This is a genomic window from Streptomyces doebereineriae (genome assembly GCF_031845645.1).
GTDB classification, from domain to species: domain Bacteria; phylum Actinomycetota; class Actinomycetes; order Streptomycetales; family Streptomycetaceae; genus Streptomyces; species Streptomyces canus.
Genome location: NZ_JAVREZ010000001.1, coordinates 288,509 through 309,005, shown reverse-complemented (window position 1 = coordinate 309,005; position 20,497 = coordinate 288,509). Strand labels below are relative to the sequence as shown.

Genomic DNA, 20,497 nt, shown 5'->3' with positions numbered 1-20,497 from the left:
TTCCCTCGAGTTGATCTGTCACCGCTCGAAGGGAACCTGATCATGCCCCGCCCCCTGCGGGTAGCCATCGTCGGAGCCGGCCCCGCCGGGATCTACGCCGCCGACGCGCTGCTCAAGTCCGATGTGGCCACCGGACCCGGTGTCTCCATCGACCTCTTCGAGCGGATGCCGGCCCCGTTCGGACTGATCCGTTACGGAGTGGCGCCCGACCACCCCCGGATCAAGGGCATCATCACGGCCCTGCACCAGGTGCTCGACAAGCCGCAGATCCGCCTCTTCGGCAACGTCGACTACCCGACCGACATCAACCTGGACGACCTGCGCGCGTTCTACGACGCCGTGATCTTCTCCACGGGCGCGACCGCCGACCGCGAGCTGCGCATACCGGGCATCGAGCTCGACGGCTCGTACGGCGCCGCCGACTTCGTCTCCTGGTACGACGGCCACCCGGACGTACCGCGCACCTGGCCCCTGGAGGCCGAGAAGGTCGCCGTCCTCGGCGTCGGCAACGTCGCGCTCGACGTGGCACGCGTTCTGGCCAAGACGGCGGAGGAGCTGCTCCCGACGGAGATCCCGCCGAACGTCCACGAAGGCCTCAAGGCCAACAAGGCGCTGGAGGTCCACGTCTTCGGCCGCCGTGGCCCGGCGCAGGCGAAGTTCTCCCCGATGGAACTGCGCGAGCTGGACCACTCCCCCAACATCGAGGTCATCGTCGACCCCGAGGACATCGACTACGACGAGGGCTCGATCGAGACCCGGCGCGGCAACAAGCAGGCCGACATGGTCGCCAAGACCCTGGAGAACTGGGCGATCCGCGACGTCGGCGACCGTCCGCACAAGCTGTTCCTGCACTTCTTCGAGTCGCCCACCGAGATCCTCGGTGCGGACGGCAAGGTCGTCGGTCTGCGCACCGAGCGCACCGCCCTCGACGGCACCGGAAACGTCAAGGGCACCGGCGAGTTCAAGGACTGGGACGTCACCGCGGTCTACCGCGCCGTCGGCTACCTCTCCGACAAGCTGCCCAAGCTGCCCTGGGACATCGACTCGGGCACGGTTCCGGACGAGGGCGGCCGGGTCATGCAGGAGAGCGGCGAGCACCTGCAGTCGACGTACGTCACCGGCTGGATCCGGCGCGGCCCGGTGGGCCTGATCGGCCACACCAAGGGCGACGCCAACGAGACGGTCTCGAACCTCCTGGACGACTTCGCGAACCACCGTCTGCAGACCCCGGGTTCGCCCGAGCCGGAGGCCGTGGACGCGTTCCTCGGTGAGCGTGGCGTGCGCTTCACCACCTGGGAGGGCTGGTACAAGCTGGACGCCGCCGAGAAGGCGCTGGGCGAGCCGCAGGGCCGCGCGCGCGTGAAGCTCGTCGAGCGCGAGGACATGCTGCGCGAGAGCGGCGCCTGATTCGCACGCGACGCCGGTCGTTCCGCAGCCTGCGAGGCTGCGGAACGACCGGCGTCGTGCTGTTCACGGAACCCTCGCCGCCGTCCGGTCGTTCCTTCCGTGTCCGTACCACCGTGCGGGCTGACGCGGGACGAACGGGGCGGGTGTGGCACGCGTACTGGTCATCGGCGGCGGCATCGCCGGTACGGCGGCGGCTCTGGCGCTGCACAAGGCGGGCTTCGAGGCCGCCGTGCACGAGGCCCATCCGGACTCGGCCGAGGACATCGGCGCGTTCCTCACCCTGGCGAGCAACGGCATGCGCGCCCTGGCCCAGTTGGACGCCTCCGCGGCGGTGACGGCGGTCGGCTTCCCGCTGACCTCGCTGCGGGTCATGGACGACACAGGCACCGAGTTGGCGCACGCGCCCATGGGCGAGGCCTCCGACCCACTTCTGCGCTACCGGTGCCTGCGCCGCGGCGACCTCAACACCGCGCTCCAGGCCGAGGCCGCGCGCCGGGGCATCACCGTCCGGCACGGCGCACGGCTCGCCTCCGTCGAGGACGGTACCGACGGCGTCACGGCGCATTTCACCGACGGCACCACCGCGACCGGCGACCTGCTGATCGGCGCCGACGGCCTGAACTCCGCCGTACGACAATCGATCTCACCCGGGACGCAGCCCTTCTACGCCGGCCAGTACGTCTTCTACGGCTACACACGCGCCGCGTCTCCTCCCGGCCCGGACGCGTGCATCACCATGGTCCGCGGCAGCGTGGCCGCCTTCGGCTACGCGGTGTCGCCCGACGGGGAGACGTACTGGTTCGCCCGGGTGACCGGAGACCCGCTGCCCGCCGAGGAGTTGGCGCAGGGCACGCCCGCACACTGGCGCGACGTGCTGCTGCCGCTGCTGCGCAAGGACACCACCCCGGCCGCCGACCTCGTCGCGGCCACCGGCGACGACCTCATGGTCACCCATGCCACCGAGATCCCCACCGGCACCCCGTGGCGCTCCGGGCGGACCCTGCTCATCGGCGACGCCGCCCACGCGGCCTCCCCCGCGACCGGCCAGGGCGCCTCGATGGCCCTGGAGGACGCCGTGGTCCTCGCCAAGTCCCTGCGGGACGCGCCGGACACGGACGCCGCACTCACCCTCTACGAGACGCTCCGCCGCCCGCGCGTGGAGCACAACATCACCGTCAGCGGCAGCATCTCCCGGGGCACCCCCACCCCCTCGGCCGCCGCCCGCCCCTCCGACGAGGACCTCGCCCGGCTCCTGGAATGGGGTGGGGACCTCTGGGCCGAGCGGCAGGTGGAGAGGGGCTAGCGATTGCGAGGGGCCGACGTCCCCGGGACACGGCACCCCTGCCCGCGGCCGACCCCTCTGGAATTTGAGCCCGAACGACCTGTGCCCGACTGGCGGCCGTGCCGAACATCTACCGGGCCGCGTCCGCGGTGCGCCAGCACCTGGAGAACTCCGTGCTGCGCGGTTCCGACCTGACCTGGACCGCGTTCGTCGTGCTGTGGGTCGTCCGGGTGTGGGGCGAGTCGGAGACCCGGCACGTGGCGGAGGAGGCCGGGATCTCCAAGGGCACGCTCACCGGAGTCTCGCGGACCCTGGAGTCGCGTGGGCTGCTGAGCCGGGCCGGGCACCCCACCGACGGGCGGCTCGTCCTGCTCAGGCTCACCGATGAGGGCGAGGAGCGTCGCCGCGAACTGCTGGGCGGCGCCGAGCCCGCTCCGCGGCGGAGCGGGCGGTGCCCCAAGGCCTGACCACCCTCAGGAGAACAGCGCCTGGATGTCCGGCTTCTTGCCGCCGAAGATGCCGTCCTCCTCACCGAGGGCGGCGAGCTTCTCCAGTGAGGCCGTGTCGACCTGGGGCGGCCAGCTCGGGAGGATGAGCTTGGTCAGCACGTCGCCGCTGATCTTGGTGTAGACGGTGAGGATCTGCCGGGCCTCCTCCGGGTGGCCGGTGGCGTACTTCAGCGACTCCGTCATGGCCTCGGTGAACTTCCTCACCAGGTCGGGGTTCTGCTGCGCGATCTTCGACGAGGTGAACCAGGTCGCGACCGTGAGCTTCGGGTCGGTCTCGGCGAAGGGCGAGGCGATGACCCGGGCGCCCTGCGCCTTGGCGACCGTCTGGGCCGGCTCGCCCATCCACGCGGCGTCCACACGACCGCCGTCCAGCGCGGCCGGCATCTGGTCGAAGGGGATCTCGACGAACTTCACCTTCGCGGGGTCGCCGCCGTCCTCGCGCACCGACTCACGGACCGTGGTGTCCCCGATGTTCTGGAGGGTGTTCACGGCGACCGAGCGTCCGGCCAGGTCCTTCGCGGACTTCACCGGGCTGTCCTTCTTCACCAGGACACCGGTGACGTCGGCCCCCACCTTGCCGTTGGAAGCAGCCCCGTTGACCACGGACTTCACGGGGACGCCCTTGGTCTGCGCGAGCATCAGGGACGTGGTGTTGCTGAAGCCGAACTGGAACTGGCCGCTCACCACTCCGGGAATGATCGCCGCACCGCCCTGCGCGGTCACCATCTTCAGCTCGATCCCGCGACTGGCGAAGAACCCCTTCTTCTGCCCGAGATAGAGCGGCGCCACGTCGACGATGGGGATGACACCGACTGTGACCTGGGTCTTCTTCGCTCCGCCCGCGGACGACGTGCCGCCGCTTCCGGAGTCCGACGATCCGCATCCGGCGGCACCCGCGAGGGTCACCACCGCAACGGCAAGTCCGAGCACACGCCTTTGCATGGGGCCCTCCTGACGAGGCGACAGAACGCCTCACGACCCGTCGACTGATGTTGTGCACATCATTGACGCCCGCAATGTACACGCCTAGTTTCGCCGGTGTCAGTCCCCCCGACCGCAGGAAAAATACGGACTGCCCCCAAGGAGCCCACGTCTCGTGATGCACCGCATCCGCACCCGTACGCTCGTCGCCGTCGCAGCACTGCTGCTCGCCGCCCCCCTCACCCCGACCGCCCACGCCGCCGAGGACGTCCATGTCGAGGGCCGCCTGCCGTCCGGCGCGACCTACCTCATGGATGTGCCGGCCGGCTGGAACGGCACAGTCCTCCTCTACAGCCACGGCTACACGCCGTCCGGCGTCCCCAACGCGGCACGCAACGCACCCGACGACACCACGAAGGCGCTGCTGCTGAACCAGGGTTACGCCCTCATCGGGTCCTCGTACGCCACCACCGGCTGGGCCGTGACCGAGGCCGTGCCCGACCAGCTCGCCACCCTCGACACCTTCACCGCCCGCTTCGGACGCGCCGGGCGCACCATCGCCTGGGGCACGTCCTACGGCGGCCTCGTCACGACCGCCCTCGCGGAGCGCCACGCGCACCGTCTCGCCGGTTCGCTGTCGATGTGCGGGCTCGTCCAGGGCGGCGTCGCCAACTGGAACAGCACGCTGGACCCGGTCTTCGCACTGAAGACGCTCCTCGCACCCGGCTCCGGGATCCGGCTGACCGGACTGCCGAGCCCGGCCGCCGCGACCCAGGCTTCCGACGCCATGGCCGCCGTCCTCACCGAGGCGCAGCAGACCGCCGACGGCCGGGCCCGCATCGCGCTCGCCGCGGCCCTGCACAACATCCCCGGCTGGAACGACCCCTCACAGCCACGGCCCGTGCCCACCGACTGGGACGCCCAGCAGTCCGGCCAGTACCAGGCCGTCGTCGGGCTGGTGAAGTTCCCCGCCTTCGTCTGGCGCCAGGAGGCCGAGTCCCGGGCGGGCGGCAACATGTCGTGGAACACCGGGGTCGACCACCACGCGATGCTCCGCAACTCCCCCTACCTCAAAGAGGTCAAGGAGCTGTATGCGAAGGCCGGCCTCTCCCTGAAGTCCGACCTCAACACTCTCGACAAGGCTCCGCGCACCCGCGCCGACGCGAACGCCGTCGACTGGATGCGCCGTACCAGCTCCTTCACCGGCCGTCTCAGCAAGCCCCAGCTCAACATCCACACCACTGGCGACGCGCTGATCCCGGTGCAGTCCGAGAGCGCCTACCGCCGGGCCGCCACGACCGCAGGCTCGGCACCCCTGCTGCGCCAGCGCTATGTCGACAACGCGGGCCACTGCACCTTCAGCCCCGGCGAGCAGATCGCCGCCCTGCACGCGCTGGAGGACCGGATCACGACCGGCCACTGGGCAGGCAGCGACCCTGCCGCACTCAACTCACGTGCCACCGAAGCCGATCCGGGGTCTCCGGCCCGCTATCTCCCCTACTCCCCCGCCAGTTACCCCCGCCCCTACGACCGGGCGCACCCTTCCGACGGCCGCCGGAACTAGCCGTCGGCGGTCACGGCTCCGAGGTCTCGGACTCGAGTGAAGCGCGCGTCGCCTTGCCGTACACGCCGGACTCGTCCTGAAGGACGAAGCGGGTGACCTGGTAGGTGCGCACCGCACTCTCGACCTGCTCGTCGAAGTCGCCGTCGGCTTCCCCGTCGTACATGCCGACCTGCCGGAGGCGGAGCTGGAGTTCGACGACCTCGGGCCCCTGGTCGCCGAGGCCGAGGACAGGGGGCCGGCCGCTCGACGCGGTCGGGCCCGGGGCCACCGTGGCGGTGGCGGCCGCGCTCGACGGGATCCCGGTCGGGGTGGCGGTGCCCGTCGGGGACGCGCTGTCGCCGGCCTCCGCGCTCGGCGAGGAGGAGGGCGGCCGGGACGACTGCGCCGAGGTGGCCGTAGGAGAAGAAGGGGTGGCGGACGGGCCGCTCGACGAGGGCTGCGACTCCGGTACACCCGCGCGCACGCCGCCGGCCACGGAACCGTTCCGTGAAGGGCCGTCGTAGGTGAAGAACCCGCCGACGAAGCCACCCGTGACCAGGACGGCGGCGGCCGCTCCCGCCCCGGCGACGATGACCGTCCGCCGCCTCCGACGGTCCGGCGTGCCATCGGCCGGGGGCTCCACGGACGGCTGCCGAAGAGGCTCGTGTCCCGGGTCCGTCCCGGCCTCGGTGACCTCACTCAAGTCCCCTGTCAGGCCTGTCGGTTGCAGCTGGCCGGCCGGGTCCGCCGGTTCCTCGCCGACCTCCACGAAGGGCCGTATGCGCACCGGGTCGAAGTCCTCCGCTGCTGCCGCCTCGGCCGTACGGGATTCGAGGTGGGCCTCAGAGGCGCGGTGCGCGCAGGTGCAGGAGGGAGTGCCGTCCGCCGCCCTGGGCGCCCCGCACTCCGGGCAGACGAGGACTGGTGGTTCACTCACGCGCGTTCCCTCTCCCTACGATCTTCATATCGTAGACAGATATGCCATGCGGAAATTCCACAACTCCTATCGATCTGGAGCCACGGCATCCGCAGGGCCGAGATTCAGCCATCGCGCGTGAAGGCGAGATGAACGATGGCGGGCACAGGGCCCCAACAGCCGGTCAGGAGCCAAGGACTTGGCGGCAAAGAGGCACGCGAGACCGCGACAACATGGGGTAACCGGCGGTAACTTCTGTCCCGCTCGCTCCATTCACCCGCGCCACTCCGTCAGGAGACACTCCCCATGCGCAGACTCTTCGCTGCTCTGGCGGCGACCACCGCCGTCCTCGGTGGACTCACCGCGGCCGCCCCCTCCGCCACGGCCGCCGACTCGGGCAGCTTCAGCGTCCTCAGCTACAACGTGGCCGGCCTGCCCGAGGCCATCTCCAGCGCGTCGACACCCCGCGAGTCGAGCACGACGGCGATCGGCCAGCGCATAGCGCCCTACGACATCGTCCACGTGGAAGAGGACTTCAACTATCACGCCTACCTCTACGCGGGCGACACGAACCACGCCTACCGCACCCCCACCAGCGGCGGCGCCGGCATCGGCAGCGGCCTCAACACCCTCTCGAAGATCCCGTACGACGGGGACGACTTCGAGCGGGTGCGCTGGAACTCCTGCCAGGTGGACTCGGGCGACTGCCTGACCCCCAAGGGCTTCACCTTCATGCGCGAGCGCCTCGCCGAGGGCATCTACGTCGACTTCTACAACCTGCACACCAACGCGGGCACCAACGACGGCGACCTCGCCTCCCGCGCCGACAACCTCAGCCAGCTGACCGCCTTCATCCAGACCCACTCCGCCGGCAACGCGGTCGTCGTCATGGGCGACACCAACACCCGCTACACGCGCTCCGGCGACACCATCGCCGAGTTCGCCGCCGCCAACGGCCTCACCGACCCCTGGGTCCAGCTCATCCGCGGCGGCACCCCGCCCGCCAAGGGCAGCGACGCCCTGGTCTGCGACCAGACGGGCACCACCGTCCCCAACACCTGCGAGGTCGTCGACAAGGTCCTCTACCGCAGCAGCAAACTCGTCTCGCTGAATGCCACCTCGTACAACAACGAGCACGCCAAGTTCCTCACGGACGCCGGGCTGATGCTCTCCGACCACGACCCGATCAGCGTGGGCTTCAGTTGGTCACGCAACGCCGCCTACCAGCTCAGCGACCAGTACGGCGGTCCGCACGGCGACTACTACAACGACATCAACAGCGTCCCCGCCGGCGCCCGCGCCACCACCCTCGCCCTGCGGGCGGGCTCCCGCATCGACCAGCTGAGCCTGACCCTGTCGAACGGCACCACCCTCACCCACGGTGGCACCGGCGGCACCGCGTCCTCCCTCACGCTCGGCAGCGGCGAGTACGTGACCACGGCGAACCTGTGCCAGGCCGAGAAGGACGGCCACACACGGATCTTCTACGCCAGGTTCACCACCAACCTCGGCCGCACCCTGACCGGCGGCACCACCACCTCCGACTGCGTGACCCGCACCGCGCCGACCGGCTGGCAGATCGCCGGGTTCCACGGCCGTGGCGGCGACGAGGTCGACAAGGTCGGCTTCATCTACACCCAACGCTGACCCCACTCACCCGGGGCGCTCCCGCGCCCCGGGTGCACAGGAATCACAAAAGAGTGGCAGGACGATTGACGCGCTCATGGCCAGGCCCTACTTTCTGATCGATTTGCCGAACTCCGTTCGAAATACCGGTCATTGAGGTGCCCCCGCACGCCACCTTGGAGAGCAAGATGAGCGCAAACCCCCACCTGTCCCGCCGCGGCCTCCTGGGCATGACGGCCGCCGTGCCGCTCGCCCTGACGCTCGGCGCGGGCACCGCGCACGCCGCCGACTCGGCGTACGCGATGGTGTACTTCACCGAGTCGACCAACCTCGGCGACGGCACCGACTACGGCCTGCACCTCGCCGTCAGCCCCGACGGGCTGAACTGGACGCCGCTCAACCAGAACAACCCCCTGGTCACCCCCACCGCTGGCGCCCTGGGCCTGCGCGACCCGTTCCTCATGCGCAAGCAGGACGGCACGTTCGTGGTGCTCGCCACCGACCTCAAGGGCACCGACTGGAGCTACAACAGCCAGTACATCCACGTCTGGGACTCCGCCGACCTGCGCACCTTCACCGGCTACCGGCGCCTGAAGCTGCACGACATGACGACCCACAGCTGGGCGCCCGAGGCGTTCTGGGACGCGGGGCGCGGCCAGTACGCGGTGATCTACTCCTCGGTCAACTCCAGCGGCCACAACGTGATCATGGTCAACTACACCAGCGACTTCGTCACCGCCTCGGCCCCGCAGGTCTTCTTCGACCCCGGCTACGACGTCATCGACGGCGACATGGCCGTGGGCGTGAACGGCTACAACTACCTCTTCTTCAAGAAGAGCCAGACCCTGGTGAGCGCCAGATCCACCACCCTGAACCCCGGCAGCTTCACCGAGTACAGCGCGGGTGTGGCCCACGGCGGCACCGAAGCCCCCACCGTGGTCAAGTCCCTCAGTTCCGGCACCTGGTGGCTCTGGGGAGACACCTACACGCCCAACGGCGTCTTCTACGCCTGGCAGTCGAGCAGTCTCGCCTCCGGCACCTGGACCGCCCTCGACCAGAAGACCTACACCCAGCCGGTCAACTCCAAGCACTGCGGCATCGCGACGATCACCACGGCCGAGTACAACAACCTGCTCACCAAGTGGGGCGCCCCGGCCTGGAACCGGCTCAAGTCCTACAACTACCCGGCCCGTTACGTCCGCCACTCCGACTACGTGGGCCGCATCGACGAGTACCCGGTCGAGCCGTACAAGGACTCCCTGTGGACCCTCGTCCCGGGCCTCGCCGACAGCTCCGGCGTCTCGTTCCGGTCGGTCAACTACCCCGACCGCTACCTGCGGCACTACGACTACGCCCTCCGACTCGACGTCAACGACGGCACGTCGACGTTCGCCGGTGACGCGACCTTCTACCGCACGGCGGGCCTCGCGGACACGAGCTGGGCCTCCTTCCGGTCGTACAACAACCCGACCCGCTACATCCGCCACTCCAACTACGTCCTGCGCATCGACCCCGTCTCCACCACCACCGAGAAGCAGGACGCCACATTCCGAGTAGGTTACTGATTCAACCGAAAAGCCCCCCTTGGTGCTCAGCGTTGTATACGCTCCAGGTCTTCTTCACGAGACCTTCACAGGGGGGCTTTTCCATGCGCAGAGGACACATAGCCGTGGTCGCGGCCGCAGGTGCGCTGACCATGCTGGCCGCGGTCCCGGCCCACGCCGCCGAGTACTCGTCGGCACTGAAGATCAAGGGCGTCCAGTACGACGCCCCCGGCAGGGACTCCAACAACTGCGCCACCGGCAACACCGACGAGGAGTACCTGACGATCAAGAACTACTCGCGGACCGCGACGGTGAACCTCAAGGGGTACGTCGTCAGGGACTCCACCAGCAGCAACAAGTTCACGTTCATGAAGAACCACACGCTCCAGCCCGGCGACTACGTGAAGCTGCGCGGCGGCCGCGGTACCGACTCCGACGCGAACAACGTTGTCTACCGCAACAACTGCAACTTCATCTGGAACAACGACAAGGACACGATCTACCTGTACAAGCCCTCGGGGGCGCACGCCGACACCCACGCGTACACCAAGAGCGCCAACGACCGGGACGGCAACGGGTACATCACGTACCACGGCTGAGCAGGTCGCGTCCGCTCACCACGCCCAGCGCGGCGGTCAGTGCGACCAGCGCCGCCGCCTGGGTCAGGACACCCACGCGCAGCGCCCCGGGCAGGACGTCGAGCCACGGGTAGACCGCGGTGATCCGGACCGCCAGGAGGAGCAGACCCAGTGCCGCGAGGGCGGCGGCCTCTTCGGCGGGGACGCGGCTCTCGCCCCGCGCGCGGTACAGCAGCCAGGCCAGGGCCGTCACGAGGTAGCACGTGACGAGCGCCCAGACCGTGTCGACCCCGCCGGGCAGGGCCACCACGGAGCCGCCCATCAGCACACAGCAGGCGGCGAAGACCATGCCGGGCGCGCCCGCGGGAAGAGCCGCCGGGGGCGCGTCGCGGTGATGGGCCGCGCAGAGTGCCAGCGCCGACGACCAGGCCAGCACGGCGGCCGCGGCGACGTAGGCGGAGTCCGAGGGGGCGAAATCGCGGGCCCAGAGATCGACCAGCGGCAAGAGCGCCGGCAGGGCCGCCACGAGCGCGGAGGCCTGGGCGAGACGGCGGCGGTCGCACAGAAGGGCGAAGTAGGCGACCGTCCACATCAGCGGCAGGAACCACTGGGCGGCCGCGACGGTACCGGCCCACACGCCGTGACCGGTGAAGCCGTCCGTGAACATGTCCCATTGGCTCCCGCCACGGGTCGACGCCCAGGTCAGTCCCAGAACCCGGTCGACCACGGCGGACGCCGCCTGCAGCAGGACGGCGAAGAGCGCGAAGAGACGGACGGCCGAACCGAGCACGGCGTAGCGGCGGGGCACGCCGCCCGCGCCGAGCCTGCTGCGCACGGCCAGCGCGACGATGCTCGCCACCTCGCCGAGGGTGGGCCGGCTCTGGTCCTGGGTCTCCTGGTCGACGTCCCAGAGGTAGGTCTCGACCATCTCCTCCTCACGCTCGCGCCGGTAGTAGGCGGGCAGCAGGCGCAGGACGGCGCGGTAACGGGCCTCGAGCAGCGTCGTCATGCCAGACCTCCGGCGAGTCCGTGGCCCGTGGCGGGCGTGCCGGTCGTTCCAGGAGCACTGCCGGGGGTACGCCGTCCCTCGGCGATGCGCTTCTTCGCGGCGCTCGCTCCGGCGGCCAGCCGCTCCGCCTCGGCGTCCAGGGCCGCGGTGCCCTCGTCGGTGAGGCGGTAGTAGCGCCGGAGCCGGCCCTGCTGCACCTCCTCGCGGTCCAGCACGATCAGTGCGTCGGCGGTGAGCCGGTCCAGTACGCCGTAGAGGGTGCCGACGCGCATCTGTACGGCCCCCTCGGACAGTTCCTCGACCTCGCGCAGGATGCCGTAGCCGTGCCGCGGCTGATCGGCGAGGGCGGTCAGAACGAAGAACGCCGCCTGTGTCATGTTCCTCGATGCCATGGAACATGAATATATCGGCTCCCGATATATTCAGCGAGCCGAAACGCACGATCGGGTGGGAGCGGCGAACAGGGCCCGCCCCAATGCGGATGGTGGGCGGGCCCTGTTCGGGAGGTCATTTTGGCGTGCGGGGTCCCGAACCGGGCACGAGTGAAGCGCGGTTGCTCGGTGTGGAGCGTGTGCGCCCCGTGTGCGCGGGGCAGATCATGTGTCGGCGGGACACCGCACACCAAACACGTCCGCCTGCCGGACCCGCCTGGTCCGTACGGGTCGGCGGCGACGATACTTGGCCCCGGCACGCACCACTCCTTCTCACAGATGGACCCATGTCAAGCACTCGCACGGCAGACCCCACGGCACCTTCCACCGTCTGGCTGGCCCGCGGCCGCCATCTCGGATCCGACGCGGCCGACGGCCTGCGCCACAACCTGGAGCGACTGAAGGAGAGCGCGGCCCTCGACGACTTCCAGGAGCCGTCCGGGACCGGGGACGACCCGCAGCGGATCTTCGAGGCCCGCTGGCGGGTCGCCGACGACGTGACCGTCCGGGCCCGGCTCTCCCTCGCCCCCGTGTCGAGCGGCGGACAGGAGTGGGTGCTGGCGGCCGAGGCGGAGCAGCCGTGGGATCTGCGGTGGCCGTCGCCCGCGACCATGTTCTGGCCCGACGGCGGGGACGTCTTCTGGGACCGTGACGCCGCCACGGGGCTGCGCCTGAGGGACCTGAGTGTGCTGCCCGAGGAGGACAAGGACGTACGGCGACTGCTCCGGCAGGCCGTGCGGGGCAGCTGGGCCGTGCATGTCGTCGTCCACGAGGCCATGACCACCGACCAGCGGGGCCGGCGCCCGCTGGCGGACATGGTGCCGCCCGGTCTGCGCCACCGCGTGGTCGAGCACCGGGCGCAGCCGCACCAGCTGCGGGTCCTCAACTGGGCAGTGAAGGAATTCGGCGTGGAGGTGCCGCGCGGCGGTGCCGTGGTGCTGCCCGGGACGCCGCTGCCGCCCGGCTACGACGGCCAGGACTTCTCCGTACGCAGTGTGTTCCTCGACGGCTCGGAGCCCACCGAGCTCATCGCGACCGTGACGCGCTACGCCATGATGCCCAAGCCGCTGCCGGACGACGCCTGGGCGGCCGTGACCGCCCTGCGGGAGCAGTGGCAGCTGCTGACGCTGGAGGAAGAACTCGCACGCGAGCGGGCGCTCGTGACGATGTACGCCGACGCACTGGAGGCCATGACGAAGTCCCGGGACCTGTACCGGGAGGCCGCCGAGCGGGCGAACGAGGCACTGGCCATCTACCGCGAGAACGCCCCGGCACCGGAGCCCCGTACGGATCCGGAGGCCACCTCGCCGTTGCAGCAGCTGTCACGGACGTTCGGGCGCTGGAAGGGCACCTTGAAGCCCGCGGCCCGCGACGAGGACTCGGACCAGCAGATCGGCTGAAGAGACAGCTCAGCTGAACAGCGGGAAGCGGTCCGCGTCGGCCCCGAGGACGAGGCGTTCACGGTCCGTGAGCGGCGTGCGTCCGGTGGCGGCACGGGCGTAGTGCTCGTCGCTCCAGTCGAGCGGAACAGGCCGGCCGAGGAGACCGTCGAGGGTGGCGCGCACCGCGGCCAGGCCCGCCGGGGACGGTCCGACGGCCTCCGGCAGGTCGGTGACGAGGTCTAGGTGGTGGACGGTGGCCTCGACGGCGAGGGTGAGCATGAGGTCCCCGGCCTTCAGCACACGGCCCTGAGTGGCGACCCGCAGATCCGGCCGGGCGTCCGCGGCGGCGTTCACGGTGGCCGCTGTGGTCTCCAGGTACAGGTCGCGCAGCTGGCGGAAGTCGAGGAACATGCTCGCGCTCACCCGGTTCCAGCGCCGTCCGTTCGCCGCGCCGGCGGGGTCCGGCGCCCAGTCCCGCCAGTAGGTCACGGCGTCCCGGTCGGGCGGTCCGGCCGCGGGCGTGTGCAGGGCGACCAGGGCCCGCTGGGCGTCCCCGGCACAGTGGAAGACCAGGTCGCGCACCGCCCAGCCCGCGCAGCCGGTGGGCCGCCAGGACTCCTCGTCCCCGAGGGGGCGTACGACGACCGCGAAGGCCTCGTAGGCGGCGCGCAAGACGTCTGCGTTCATGGCGCCAGCCTAGGCGGGCCCAATTCCCTGGGTGCCGGGAGGTGTCGGAGGGCCCGCTGTGGATACGCGGTGGGGACAGCACCTCGGCCCGTCCGGAAGGTCACCGTCAACATGAGCGGCGAGAACAGCGACAACGCCACCTGCTCGGAGACGACGCTCACGGTCAACGGCAAACCCCACACCCTCCTCGTGGACCACCGGCGCGTCCTGCTCGACGTCCTGCGCGAGGATCTGGACCTGTGGGGTGCCAGGAAGGGCTGCGACCACGGACAGTGCGGCGCCTGCACGGTCCTGGTGGACGGGCGCCGGGTCAACAGCTGTCTGCTGCTCGCGGTCGCCCTGGACGGCAGCGAGGTCCGGACCGTCGAGGGCCTCGGCGGCGACGGGGAGGAACTGCACCCCCTGCAACAGGCCTTCCTCGACCGCGACGCCTTCCAGTGCGGCTACTGCACCCCCGGCCAGCTCTGCTCGGCGCTCGGCATGATCGACGAGGCCGCGGCGGGCCATCCCTCGCGCGTCACCGGCGAGACGCCGGCCGGAGGTCCCGTACCGCTGGACCGGGACGAGATCAGCGAGCGGCTCAGCGGCAACCTGTGCCGCTGCGGCGCGTATCCACGCATCGTCGACGCGGTCGAGGACGTGATCCGGTGAAAACCTTCGACTACGTACGGGCCACCACCCCCGAAGAGGCGGCCGAGCTCTTCGCCGGCCGCCCCGGCGCCCGCTACCTCGGCGGCGGCACCAACCTGGTCGACCTGATGAAGCTCGGCGTCGAACGGCCTGACCTGCTCGTCGACGTCAGCCGCCTCCCCCTCGACGAGGTCCAGGAGCTCCAGGACGGTTCGCTGCGCGTCGGCGCCACGGTCCGCAACAGCGACCTGGCGGCCCATCCGGCCGTCCGCGCCCGTTACCCCGCACTCTCCCAGGCCCTGCTCGCGGGCGCCTCGGGGCAGCTGCGCAACGCGGCCACCACGGGCGGCAACCTGCTCCAGCGCACCCGCTGCCCCTACTTCCAGGACGTCTCCAAACCCTGCAACAAGCGGTCGCCGGGCAGTGGTTGCGGCGCTCGGGAGGGTGTGCACCGGGACCACGCGGTGCTCGGGCACTCCCCGCACTGCATCGCCACCCACCCCTCGGACATGGCCGTCGCGCTCGCCGCGCTGGACGCCCGCGTCGAGTTGTACGGCACCGAGGGCGCCCGGAGCATGCCCGTGGCCGAATTCCACCGCCTGCCGGGGGAACACCCGGAGCGGGACACCGAGATCCGCACCGGCGAACTCGTCACCGGAGTGCTGCTGCCGGCGGCCTCAGCCGGACTGCCGTCCGCCTATCGCAAGGCCAGGGACCGGGCGTCGTACGCCTTCGCCCTCGCCTCGGTGGCCGCCGTGCTGCGGGTGACGGACGGGGTGGTCGACCATGCCGGGATCGCCTTCGGCGCGCTGGCGCACCGGCCGTGGCGGGCGCGACGGGCCGAGCAGGCGCTGGTGGGCGCCGCGCCCACGGCGGCCGCGTTCGAGCACGCGGTCGACCTGGAACTCTCCGCCGCCGAGCCGTTGCGGGACAACGCCTACAAGCTGCCCCTGGCGCGCTCGCTCGCCCTGGACGTCATGACCCGGCTCAGCGCCGCCGCCCGGACCTGAGGAGGACGCCGTGGACGCCACGACCGCCCCTGCTTCCGCCACCGCTCTGGGCGCTCCCGTCGAGCGCCGCGAAGGCCGCGAGAAGGTCACCGGCACCGCCCGCTACGCCGCCGAACAGCCCTGCCCGGGCCGGGCCCACGCCTGGCCCGTGCCGGCCTCGATCGCCCGGGGCCGGGTCACCGGCATCGACACCGCGGCCGCTCTGGCCGTGCCCGGGGTCCTGGCGGTGCTCACCCACCAGAACGCGCCGAGGCTGGCCGAGCCGGAGGACCCCACGCTCGGCGTCCTGCGCGACTCCCGTGTCCCGCACCGCGGTTGGTTCGTCGCCCTGGTGGTGGGCGAGACCCTGGAGGCCGCCCGCGCCGGTGCCGCCGCCGTGCGCGTCGACTACGCCGTGGAGGACCACGACGTCACCCTCACCGCCACGCACCCGGACGCGTACGCCCCCGAGCAGGCCAACGGCGGATACCCGGGAAGCCGTGAACACGGCGATCCGGATGGCGTGTTCGCGTCCGCCGAGGTCCGGGTCGACGTCGACTACCGGGTGCCCCCGCTGCACAACCACCCGATGGAACCGCACGCCACGACGGCCGAGTGGCACGACGGCCGGCTCACGGTGCACACCTCCACACAGGGCTCCACGGCCGTACGCGCCGTCCTGGCCGGCCTGTTCGGCCTCCCGGAGGAACACGTCACCGTCCTCGCCGAGCACGTGGGCGGCGGTTTCGGGTCCAAGGGCACCCCCCGTCCGGACGTGGTGCTCGCCGCCATGGCGGCCCGGCACACCGGACGGCCGGTCACCCTGGCGCTCCCCCGGCGCTTTCTGCCCGCCGTCGTCGGACACCGGGCCCCCACCCTGCACCGACTGCGTCTCGGGGCCCACCCCGACGGGCGGCTCACCTCCCTGATCCACGAGGTCACCACCCACACCTCGCGGATCAAGGAGTTCGTGGAGCAGGCCGCCGTGCCCGCACGCGTGATGTACGCCGCCCCCGACTCCCGTACGACGCACCGCGTGGCGCCGCTCGACGTGCCCACCCCGTCCTGGATGCGGGCCCCCGGCGAGGCTCCCGGCATGTACGCCCTGGAGTCGGCCATGGACGAACTCGCCGCCGAACTCGGCATGGATCCGGTGGAGTTGAGGATCGTCAACGAGCCGGGCACCGAGCCCGACAGCGGCAAGCCCTTCAGCAGCAGGCACCTGGTCGAGTGTCTGCGCGAGGGCGCCCGGCGCTTCGACTGGGCCGAGCGGGACCCACGGCCGCGCTCCCGCGCCGAGGGCCCGCTGCTGGTGGGGTCGGGGGTCGCGGCCGCCATGTATCCCGTTCTGGTGCAGCCGTCCACGGCGGCGGCACGGGCGCTGCCCGACGGGACCTACCTCGTACGGATCAACGCCACCGACATCGGCACGGGCGCCCGGACCGTGCTCGCGCAGATCGCCGCGGACGCGCTCGCCGTGCCGGTGGCGCGCGTGCGGACCGAGGTGGGCAGCAGCGAGCTGCCCGCCGCGTCGCTGGCCGGTGGCTCGTCGGGCACCGCCTCCTGGGGCTGGGCGGTGCACGAGGCGTGCACCCGGCTCGCGGAGCGCCTGGCCGAAGGGCCGCCGCCGGCCGAGGGGATCGAGGTCCGTGCCGACACGGCCGGCCGGGCGGACGCCGACAGCCCCTTCGCCCGGCACGCCTTCGGCGCCCACTTCGCGGAGGTCGCCGTCGACACGGTCACCGGCGAGACCCGGGTCCGCCGGCTCCTGGGGGTGTATGCCGCCGGGCACATTCTCAACTCCCGTACCGCCCGCTCCCAGTTCGTCGGCGGCATGACCATGGGGCTCGGCATGGCACTGACCGAGGGCAGCACGGTGGACGCCGCGTTCGGTGACTTCGCCGAGGCCGATCTGGCCGCGTACCACGTGCCCACGCACGCCGACGTGCCCGACATCGAGGCGCACTGGATCGACGAGGACGACACCCGCCTCAACCCCATGGGCAGCAAGGGCATCGGCGAGATCGGCATCGTGGGGACGGCGGCCGCGATCGGCAACGCCGTCTTCCACGCCACCGGCGTGCGCCTGCGCGAGCTGCCCCTCACACCGGACCGCGTGCTGAGCGGCATCCGGGAGTGGGACGGCTCTTCAGCGAGCTAGGGGGCCAGCGGAGCGTCGGCCGCCTCGCGGACCGGCTCCGCCGTCCGCCGCTCCGTCAGGACGCCGTTCGGCGGTGTCGGCGACGCGAGGTGCACCACCAAAGCGGTCAGCGCGGCCAGCGCAGCGCACGCGGCCACCGTCCCCGCGAGCCAGGCCGGCGCGAGCGGCAACTCCAGGGCCCGGGCGAGCCCCTCGGAGCGGAACCGCCCGTAGAGCAACTGGCCCGCGGCCACCCCGGCCGGCACGACGACCGCGAAGACCAGAACCGGGAGGGTGGGCCGGATCATCAGCACGGCGAGCAGGACGCACAGGAACGACACCCCGAGCGCGAATCCGTACACCTGCAGGGACGCCCCGTCCTGCTGGACAGGGAAGCACAGGACACCGCAGACCAGCAGTGCCAGGGCGGCGAGCCTGCCCGGCCACTCCGGTGCCTTTCGGGGCCACCTCGACGCGGGGGGATGCGGCGGCGGGGCCGGGAACACGCTCAAACCCGGCATCCAGGGCAGCTCCGTTCCGGGTCGTCCCTCCCCGTCGTACGCCTCGTACGACGGCTGCGGGGGCTGCGGGGGCCTTTCCGTCGCCAGCCGCCCGATGAGCTCGACGAGTTCCTCCACGGGCCGGCCGGTCGCCGCCGCGCGCAACGCCTCCTGACCGCAGTGGGGCTGCAGTTCGGACCGGCTCAGCAGGGCCACCAGACGGGTCACCTCCTCCACGGGACGGGACTCGACGGCGGCCCGGATCGCCTCGTCGGCGCTGTCCGCGTCCCGTGGCGGCCGGGTCAGCAGGGCGACGAGCCGGGTGACGTCCTCCACGGACCGGTCCACCCCGACGGCACGCAGGGCCGCACCCGTGGCCTGCGCGTACTCGGGCGACTCTTCCAGCAGGGTGATGAGGTGGACGACCTCCTCCAGGGGACGGTCGGCCACGGCGGCACGCACCAGGTCGCCGACGGGATCGCCGTACGACCCGTCCATCGCTATGGCGGAATCGTTCGGGTTAGCTGCTGACGGGCCGGTGGTCATGTTCTGCTCCAGACACCAGACAAAGAGTGCGGTCGCTCCCACGCGCCCCCGTCGTGCGACCGCGACGCTGAGATGACCCATTCGTAAGCGGGTACACGACGGCGTGCCACTCGGATGAGCCATGGGTGTGAGTGCCGCTCTTCGGCAAGCCTTAGCGGGTCCGGATGCGGGAATCCGTCAGACAGCGCGCCGCACGGCGCCCGGAGGAGGAGGTCGGCCCGTGGATTCGACCACAGCACTGATCGTCGTCGTCGCTGTGCTCGCGGCGCTGGCGCTGGCGGTGGCCGTGGGACTGCTGGTGCGGCTCGTGAGAACCCGGCGCGGTCTGCGACGGGCGGGACTTCCCACCGGGCCTCGCTGGGTCTTCTGGGGCGCCCTGTTGTACTTCGTGCTGCCCACCGATCTGGTGCCCGACCCGGTGTACCTCGACGACATCGGTGTCCTGCTGCTCGCCCTGCGCACCCTGCGTGGCTCCCCCGCCGACCGGGCGGCGCTGCGGCTCGACGGGCGGGACCGGGAGACGTCCCGCCGACCGTGATTACGCAGTGTAAGGAAACCAATCACTCGTTCGATTCGTATAAGTCTCTGGAAGCCGAAGGAAGTCGGCTGACCTGACGGCCTCGTGGGGAGAGGCCGTCTGCGAGAGGCAGTACCGGCGAGGGAGAGACGATGCAACCGTTCGCGCTCAACTACGCACGTCCGGCAGCGACGTTGGAGGCGACCACTCCGTACGTCTACGACTCCGGGCTGCAGTTGAACGTGCTCATGGACGGCCGGGTCGCGGCCCGCGACCACGCGCTGATGAGGGAACTGGGGACCACCACCTCCACGGCGGGCTCCAAGACTCACTTCGACGACTGAACACAGGTCGCCGACCGATGACCGTTTTGATTCTTACCTGCGAAGAGGACGTGACGGCCGACATGGTCGTCGTGCACCTCAACGCCACGGGGGTACCGGTGGTCCGGCTCGACCCGGCCGACCTGACCGACGGTGTCGCACTGTCCGGGGAGTACGTGCACGGCAGCTTCCGCGGCCACCTGTCGGCCGGCGGCCGGCTGGTGGGCATCTCCGGGCTGCGCTCCATCTGGGTGCGCCGCCCGGGCACCCCCGCGGCGCGGGCGGCCGCGCCCTCCGAGTGGCTGACCGAGGAGTCGGCGCAGGCGCTGTACGGCATGCTCCGGGGCAGCGACGCCCGCTGGATGAACCACCCCGACGCGGCCCGCCGGGCCCGTCACAAGCCCTGGCAGCTACGGCTCGCCCAGCGCTGCGGACTGCCCGTCCCGGCCACGATCGTGACGACGTTCCCGCAGGCCGCCCGGGAGTTCGCCGAGCGCTATCCCGACCTGGTGGTCAAGCCGGTCTCCGGCGCGCACCCGCAGGACCCGCCGCGGGCGGTACCGACCAGCCGGGTCGCACCGGACGCCGACTTCTCGGCCGTCGCGTTCGGCCCCACGCTGCTGCAACGGCGGGTCGCCAAACGGGCCGACATACGCCTGACCGTCGTGGGCGAGACCATGCTGGCCGCCCGGAAGCCCACCGGCGCCGATGACGAGGTGGACGTCCGTTTTGCCCCGCCGACCTCCTCCTGGCAGCCCACCGATGTCCCGCCGCGGGTGGCCGCCGCCGTCCGGGACTATCTCCGGGCGGCCGAACTGGCATACGGCGCCTTCGACTTCGCCGAGGACGGGGACGGGACCTGGTGGTTCCTTGAGTGCAACCAGTCGGGACAGTTCGGCTTCGTCGAGGTGGAGACGGGCCAGCCGATCGCGCGCAGCATCGCCGAGTGGCTGGCCCGGCCCGGTCCGGACCCGCGCTCCCGCGCCAACGGGGCGAACACCACGGTGCCCTGAGGCC

The 20,497-nt window shown here is 71.3% G+C and carries 19 protein-coding genes and 1 pseudogene; 14 read left to right on the top strand and 6 right to left on the bottom strand.

Annotated features, from left to right (window positions below):
* Nucleotides 1-42 precede the first annotated feature (42 nt).
* The 3 genes and pseudogenes from RNB18_RS01510 to RNB18_RS01500 all read left to right on the top strand — a co-directional run.
* The gene (locus RNB18_RS01510) at nt 43-1,407 is read left to right on the top strand and encodes an FAD-dependent oxidoreductase (RefSeq protein WP_311712287.1); all 1,365 of its coding nucleotides are present in this window, start codon (nt 43-45) and stop codon (nt 1,405-1,407) included.
* A 145-nt stretch (nt 1,408-1,552) separates the two neighbouring features.
* Nucleotides 1,553-2,710, top strand: a complete 1,158-nt coding sequence (locus RNB18_RS01505; protein WP_311712286.1) for an FAD-dependent oxidoreductase — start codon at nt 1,553-1,555, stop codon at nt 2,708-2,710.
* A gap of 86 nt (nt 2,711-2,796) precedes the next feature.
* A pseudogene (locus tag RNB18_RS01500) lies at nt 2,797-3,156 on the top strand (MarR family winged helix-turn-helix transcriptional regulator); the annotation flags it as partial.
* Nucleotides 3,157-3,162: 6 nt separating this feature from the next.
* Here the strand turns inward: RNB18_RS01500 and RNB18_RS01495 are convergent.
* A complete protein-coding gene (locus RNB18_RS01495; protein ID WP_311712285.1) occupies nt 3,163-4,140 on the bottom strand; it encodes an ABC transporter substrate-binding protein in 978 nt (325 codons plus the stop codon).
* A 157-nt stretch (nt 4,141-4,297) separates the two neighbouring features.
* Here RNB18_RS01495 and RNB18_RS01490 point away from each other — a divergent pair, with 157 nt between their 5' ends.
* Nucleotides 4,298-5,683: an alpha/beta hydrolase family protein gene (locus tag RNB18_RS01490; protein WP_311712992.1), complete on the top strand. Its 1,386-nt coding sequence runs from the start codon at nt 4,298-4,300 to the stop codon at nt 5,681-5,683.
* Nucleotides 5,684-5,693: 10 nt separating this feature from the next.
* Here the strand turns inward: RNB18_RS01490 and RNB18_RS01485 are convergent, their stop codons facing one another.
* A complete protein-coding gene (locus RNB18_RS01485) occupies nt 5,694-6,599 on the bottom strand; it encodes a peptidoglycan-binding domain-containing protein (protein ID WP_311712284.1) in 906 nt (301 codons plus the stop codon).
* A 285-nt stretch (nt 6,600-6,884) separates the two neighbouring features.
* Here RNB18_RS01485 and RNB18_RS01480 point away from each other — a divergent pair, with 285 nt between their 5' ends.
* The 3 genes from RNB18_RS01480 (at nt 6,885) to RNB18_RS01470 (ending at nt 10,347) form a co-directional block, all read left to right on the top strand.
* Complete coding sequence (locus RNB18_RS01480) at nt 6,885-8,225, top strand: jacalin-like lectin (protein WP_311712283.1); 1,341 nt, start codon at nt 6,885-6,887, stop codon at nt 8,223-8,225.
* Between the two features lie 167 nt (nt 8,226-8,392).
* A complete protein-coding gene (locus RNB18_RS01475; protein WP_311712282.1) occupies nt 8,393-9,769 on the top strand; it encodes a glycoside hydrolase family 43 protein in 1,377 nt (458 codons plus the stop codon).
* 83 nt (nt 9,770-9,852) lie between these two features.
* Complete coding sequence (locus RNB18_RS01470) at nt 9,853-10,347, top strand: lamin tail domain-containing protein (RefSeq protein WP_311712281.1); 495 nt, start codon at nt 9,853-9,855, stop codon at nt 10,345-10,347.
* On the opposite strand, the gene RNB18_RS01465 is transcribed toward RNB18_RS01470, so the two are convergent.
* Both RNB18_RS01465 and RNB18_RS01460 read right to left on the bottom strand, forming a co-directional pair.
* Nucleotides 10,331-11,335, bottom strand: a complete 1,005-nt coding sequence (locus RNB18_RS01465) for a hypothetical protein (RefSeq protein WP_311712280.1) — start codon at nt 11,333-11,335, stop codon at nt 10,331-10,333. The genes RNB18_RS01470 and RNB18_RS01465 overlap by 17 nt on opposite strands.
* Complete coding sequence (locus RNB18_RS01460) at nt 11,332-11,712, bottom strand: PadR family transcriptional regulator (protein WP_311712991.1); 381 nt, start codon at nt 11,710-11,712, stop codon at nt 11,332-11,334. Before RNB18_RS01460 ends, RNB18_RS01465 begins: the two co-directional genes overlap by 4 nt.
* A 341-nt stretch (nt 11,713-12,053) precedes the next feature.
* On the opposite strand from RNB18_RS01460, the gene RNB18_RS01455 reads away from it, so the two are divergent.
* The gene (locus RNB18_RS01455) at nt 12,054-13,166 is read left to right on the top strand and encodes a hypothetical protein (RefSeq protein WP_311712279.1); all 1,113 of its coding nucleotides are present in this window, start codon (nt 12,054-12,056) and stop codon (nt 13,164-13,166) included.
* Nucleotides 13,167-13,175: 9 nt separating this feature from the next.
* Here RNB18_RS01455 and RNB18_RS01450 read toward each other — a convergent pair whose 3' ends face one another.
* Nucleotides 13,176-13,835, bottom strand: coding sequence for a maleylpyruvate isomerase N-terminal domain-containing protein (locus RNB18_RS01450; protein WP_311712278.1), 660 nt, complete (start codon nt 13,833-13,835; stop codon nt 13,176-13,178).
* Nucleotides 13,836-13,946: 111 nt separating this feature from the next.
* On the opposite strand from RNB18_RS01450, the gene RNB18_RS01445 reads away from it, so the two are divergent.
* From RNB18_RS01445 to RNB18_RS01435, 3 genes are read left to right on the top strand one after another with little or no spacing between them, the layout of a single operon-like run.
* On the top strand, nt 13,947-14,486 hold the full coding sequence (locus RNB18_RS01445) for a (2Fe-2S)-binding protein (protein ID WP_311712990.1): 540 nt from the start codon (nt 13,947-13,949) through the stop codon (nt 14,484-14,486).
* Complete coding sequence (locus RNB18_RS01440; protein WP_311712277.1) at nt 14,483-15,475, top strand: FAD binding domain-containing protein; 993 nt, start codon at nt 14,483-14,485, stop codon at nt 15,473-15,475. The genes RNB18_RS01445 and RNB18_RS01440 overlap by 4 nt, the downstream gene beginning before the upstream one ends.
* 10 nt (nt 15,476-15,485) lie before the next feature.
* Nucleotides 15,486-17,615 carry a xanthine dehydrogenase family protein molybdopterin-binding subunit gene (locus RNB18_RS01435; RefSeq protein ID WP_311712276.1) on the top strand — a complete coding sequence of 710 codons (2,130 nt, stop codon included), beginning with the start codon at nt 15,486-15,488 and terminating at the stop codon, nt 17,613-17,615.
* Here RNB18_RS01435 and RNB18_RS01430 read toward each other — a convergent pair.
* Complete coding sequence (locus tag RNB18_RS01430) at nt 17,612-18,640, bottom strand: hypothetical protein (protein WP_311712275.1); 1,029 nt, start codon at nt 18,638-18,640, stop codon at nt 17,612-17,614. The two genes, RNB18_RS01435 and RNB18_RS01430, sit on opposite strands and share 4 nt — an antisense overlap.
* Nucleotides 18,641-18,860: 220 nt before the next feature.
* Between RNB18_RS01430 and RNB18_RS01425 the strand changes: the two genes are divergently transcribed.
* The 3 genes from RNB18_RS01425 to tgmB all read left to right on the top strand — a co-directional run bounded on the left by RNB18_RS01425 (nt 18,861) and on the right by tgmB (nt 20,493).
* The gene (locus RNB18_RS01425; RefSeq protein WP_057613089.1) at nt 18,861-19,178 is read left to right on the top strand and encodes a YkvA family protein; all 318 of its coding nucleotides are present in this window, start codon (nt 18,861-18,863) and stop codon (nt 19,176-19,178) included.
* 131 nt (nt 19,179-19,309) lie between these two features.
* Complete coding sequence (tgmA, locus tag RNB18_RS01420; protein ID WP_031037338.1) at nt 19,310-19,501, top strand: putative ATP-grasp-modified RiPP; 192 nt, start codon at nt 19,310-19,312, stop codon at nt 19,499-19,501.
* A 17-nt stretch (nt 19,502-19,518) separates the two neighbouring features.
* Nucleotides 19,519-20,493 carry an ATP-grasp ribosomal peptide maturase gene (gene tgmB, locus RNB18_RS01415; RefSeq protein ID WP_311712274.1) on the top strand — a complete coding sequence of 325 codons (975 nt, stop codon included), beginning with the start codon at nt 19,519-19,521 and terminating at the stop codon, nt 20,491-20,493.
* Nucleotides 20,494-20,497 lie beyond the last annotated feature (4 nt).

Bases quoted from the DNA above. Each gene is read 5' to 3' on its own strand.
- RNB18_RS01460 (WP_311712991.1), bottom strand. From the start codon at position 11,712: ATGACACAGGCGGCGTTCTTCGTTCTGACCGCCCTCGCCGATCAGCCG.
- RNB18_RS01495 (WP_311712285.1), bottom strand. From the start codon at position 4,140: ATGCAAAGGCGTGTGCTCGGACTTGCCGTTGCGGTGGTGACCCTCGCG.
- RNB18_RS01470 (WP_311712281.1), top strand. From the start codon at position 9,853: ATGCGCAGAGGACACATAGCCGTGGTCGCGGCCGCAGGTGCGCTGACC.
- RNB18_RS01490 (WP_311712992.1), top strand. From the start codon at position 4,298: ATGCACCGCATCCGCACCCGTACGCTCGTCGCCGTCGCAGCACTGCTG.
- RNB18_RS01430 (WP_311712275.1), bottom strand. From the start codon at position 18,640: ATGACCACCGGCCCGTCAGCAGCTAACCCGAACGATTCCGCCATAGCG.
- RNB18_RS01445 (WP_311712990.1), top strand. From the start codon at position 13,947: ATGAGCGGCGAGAACAGCGACAACGCCACCTGCTCGGAGACGACGCTC.
- RNB18_RS01450 (WP_311712278.1), bottom strand. From the start codon at position 13,835: ATGAACGCAGACGTCTTGCGCGCCGCCTACGAGGCCTTCGCGGTCGTC.
- RNB18_RS01475 (WP_311712282.1), top strand. From the start codon at position 8,393: ATGAGCGCAAACCCCCACCTGTCCCGCCGCGGCCTCCTGGGCATGACG.
- RNB18_RS01455 (WP_311712279.1), top strand. From the start codon at position 12,054: ATGTCAAGCACTCGCACGGCAGACCCCACGGCACCTTCCACCGTCTGG.
- RNB18_RS01480 (WP_311712283.1), top strand. From the start codon at position 6,885: ATGCGCAGACTCTTCGCTGCTCTGGCGGCGACCACCGCCGTCCTCGGT.
- tgmA (WP_031037338.1), top strand. From the start codon at position 19,310: ATGCAACCGTTCGCGCTCAACTACGCACGTCCGGCAGCGACGTTGGAG.
- RNB18_RS01465 (WP_311712280.1), bottom strand. From the start codon at position 11,335: ATGACGACGCTGCTCGAGGCCCGTTACCGCGCCGTCCTGCGCCTGCTG.
- tgmB (WP_311712274.1), top strand. From the start codon at position 19,519: ATGACCGTTTTGATTCTTACCTGCGAAGAGGACGTGACGGCCGACATG.
- RNB18_RS01510 (WP_311712287.1), top strand. From the start codon at position 43: ATGCCCCGCCCCCTGCGGGTAGCCATCGTCGGAGCCGGCCCCGCCGGG.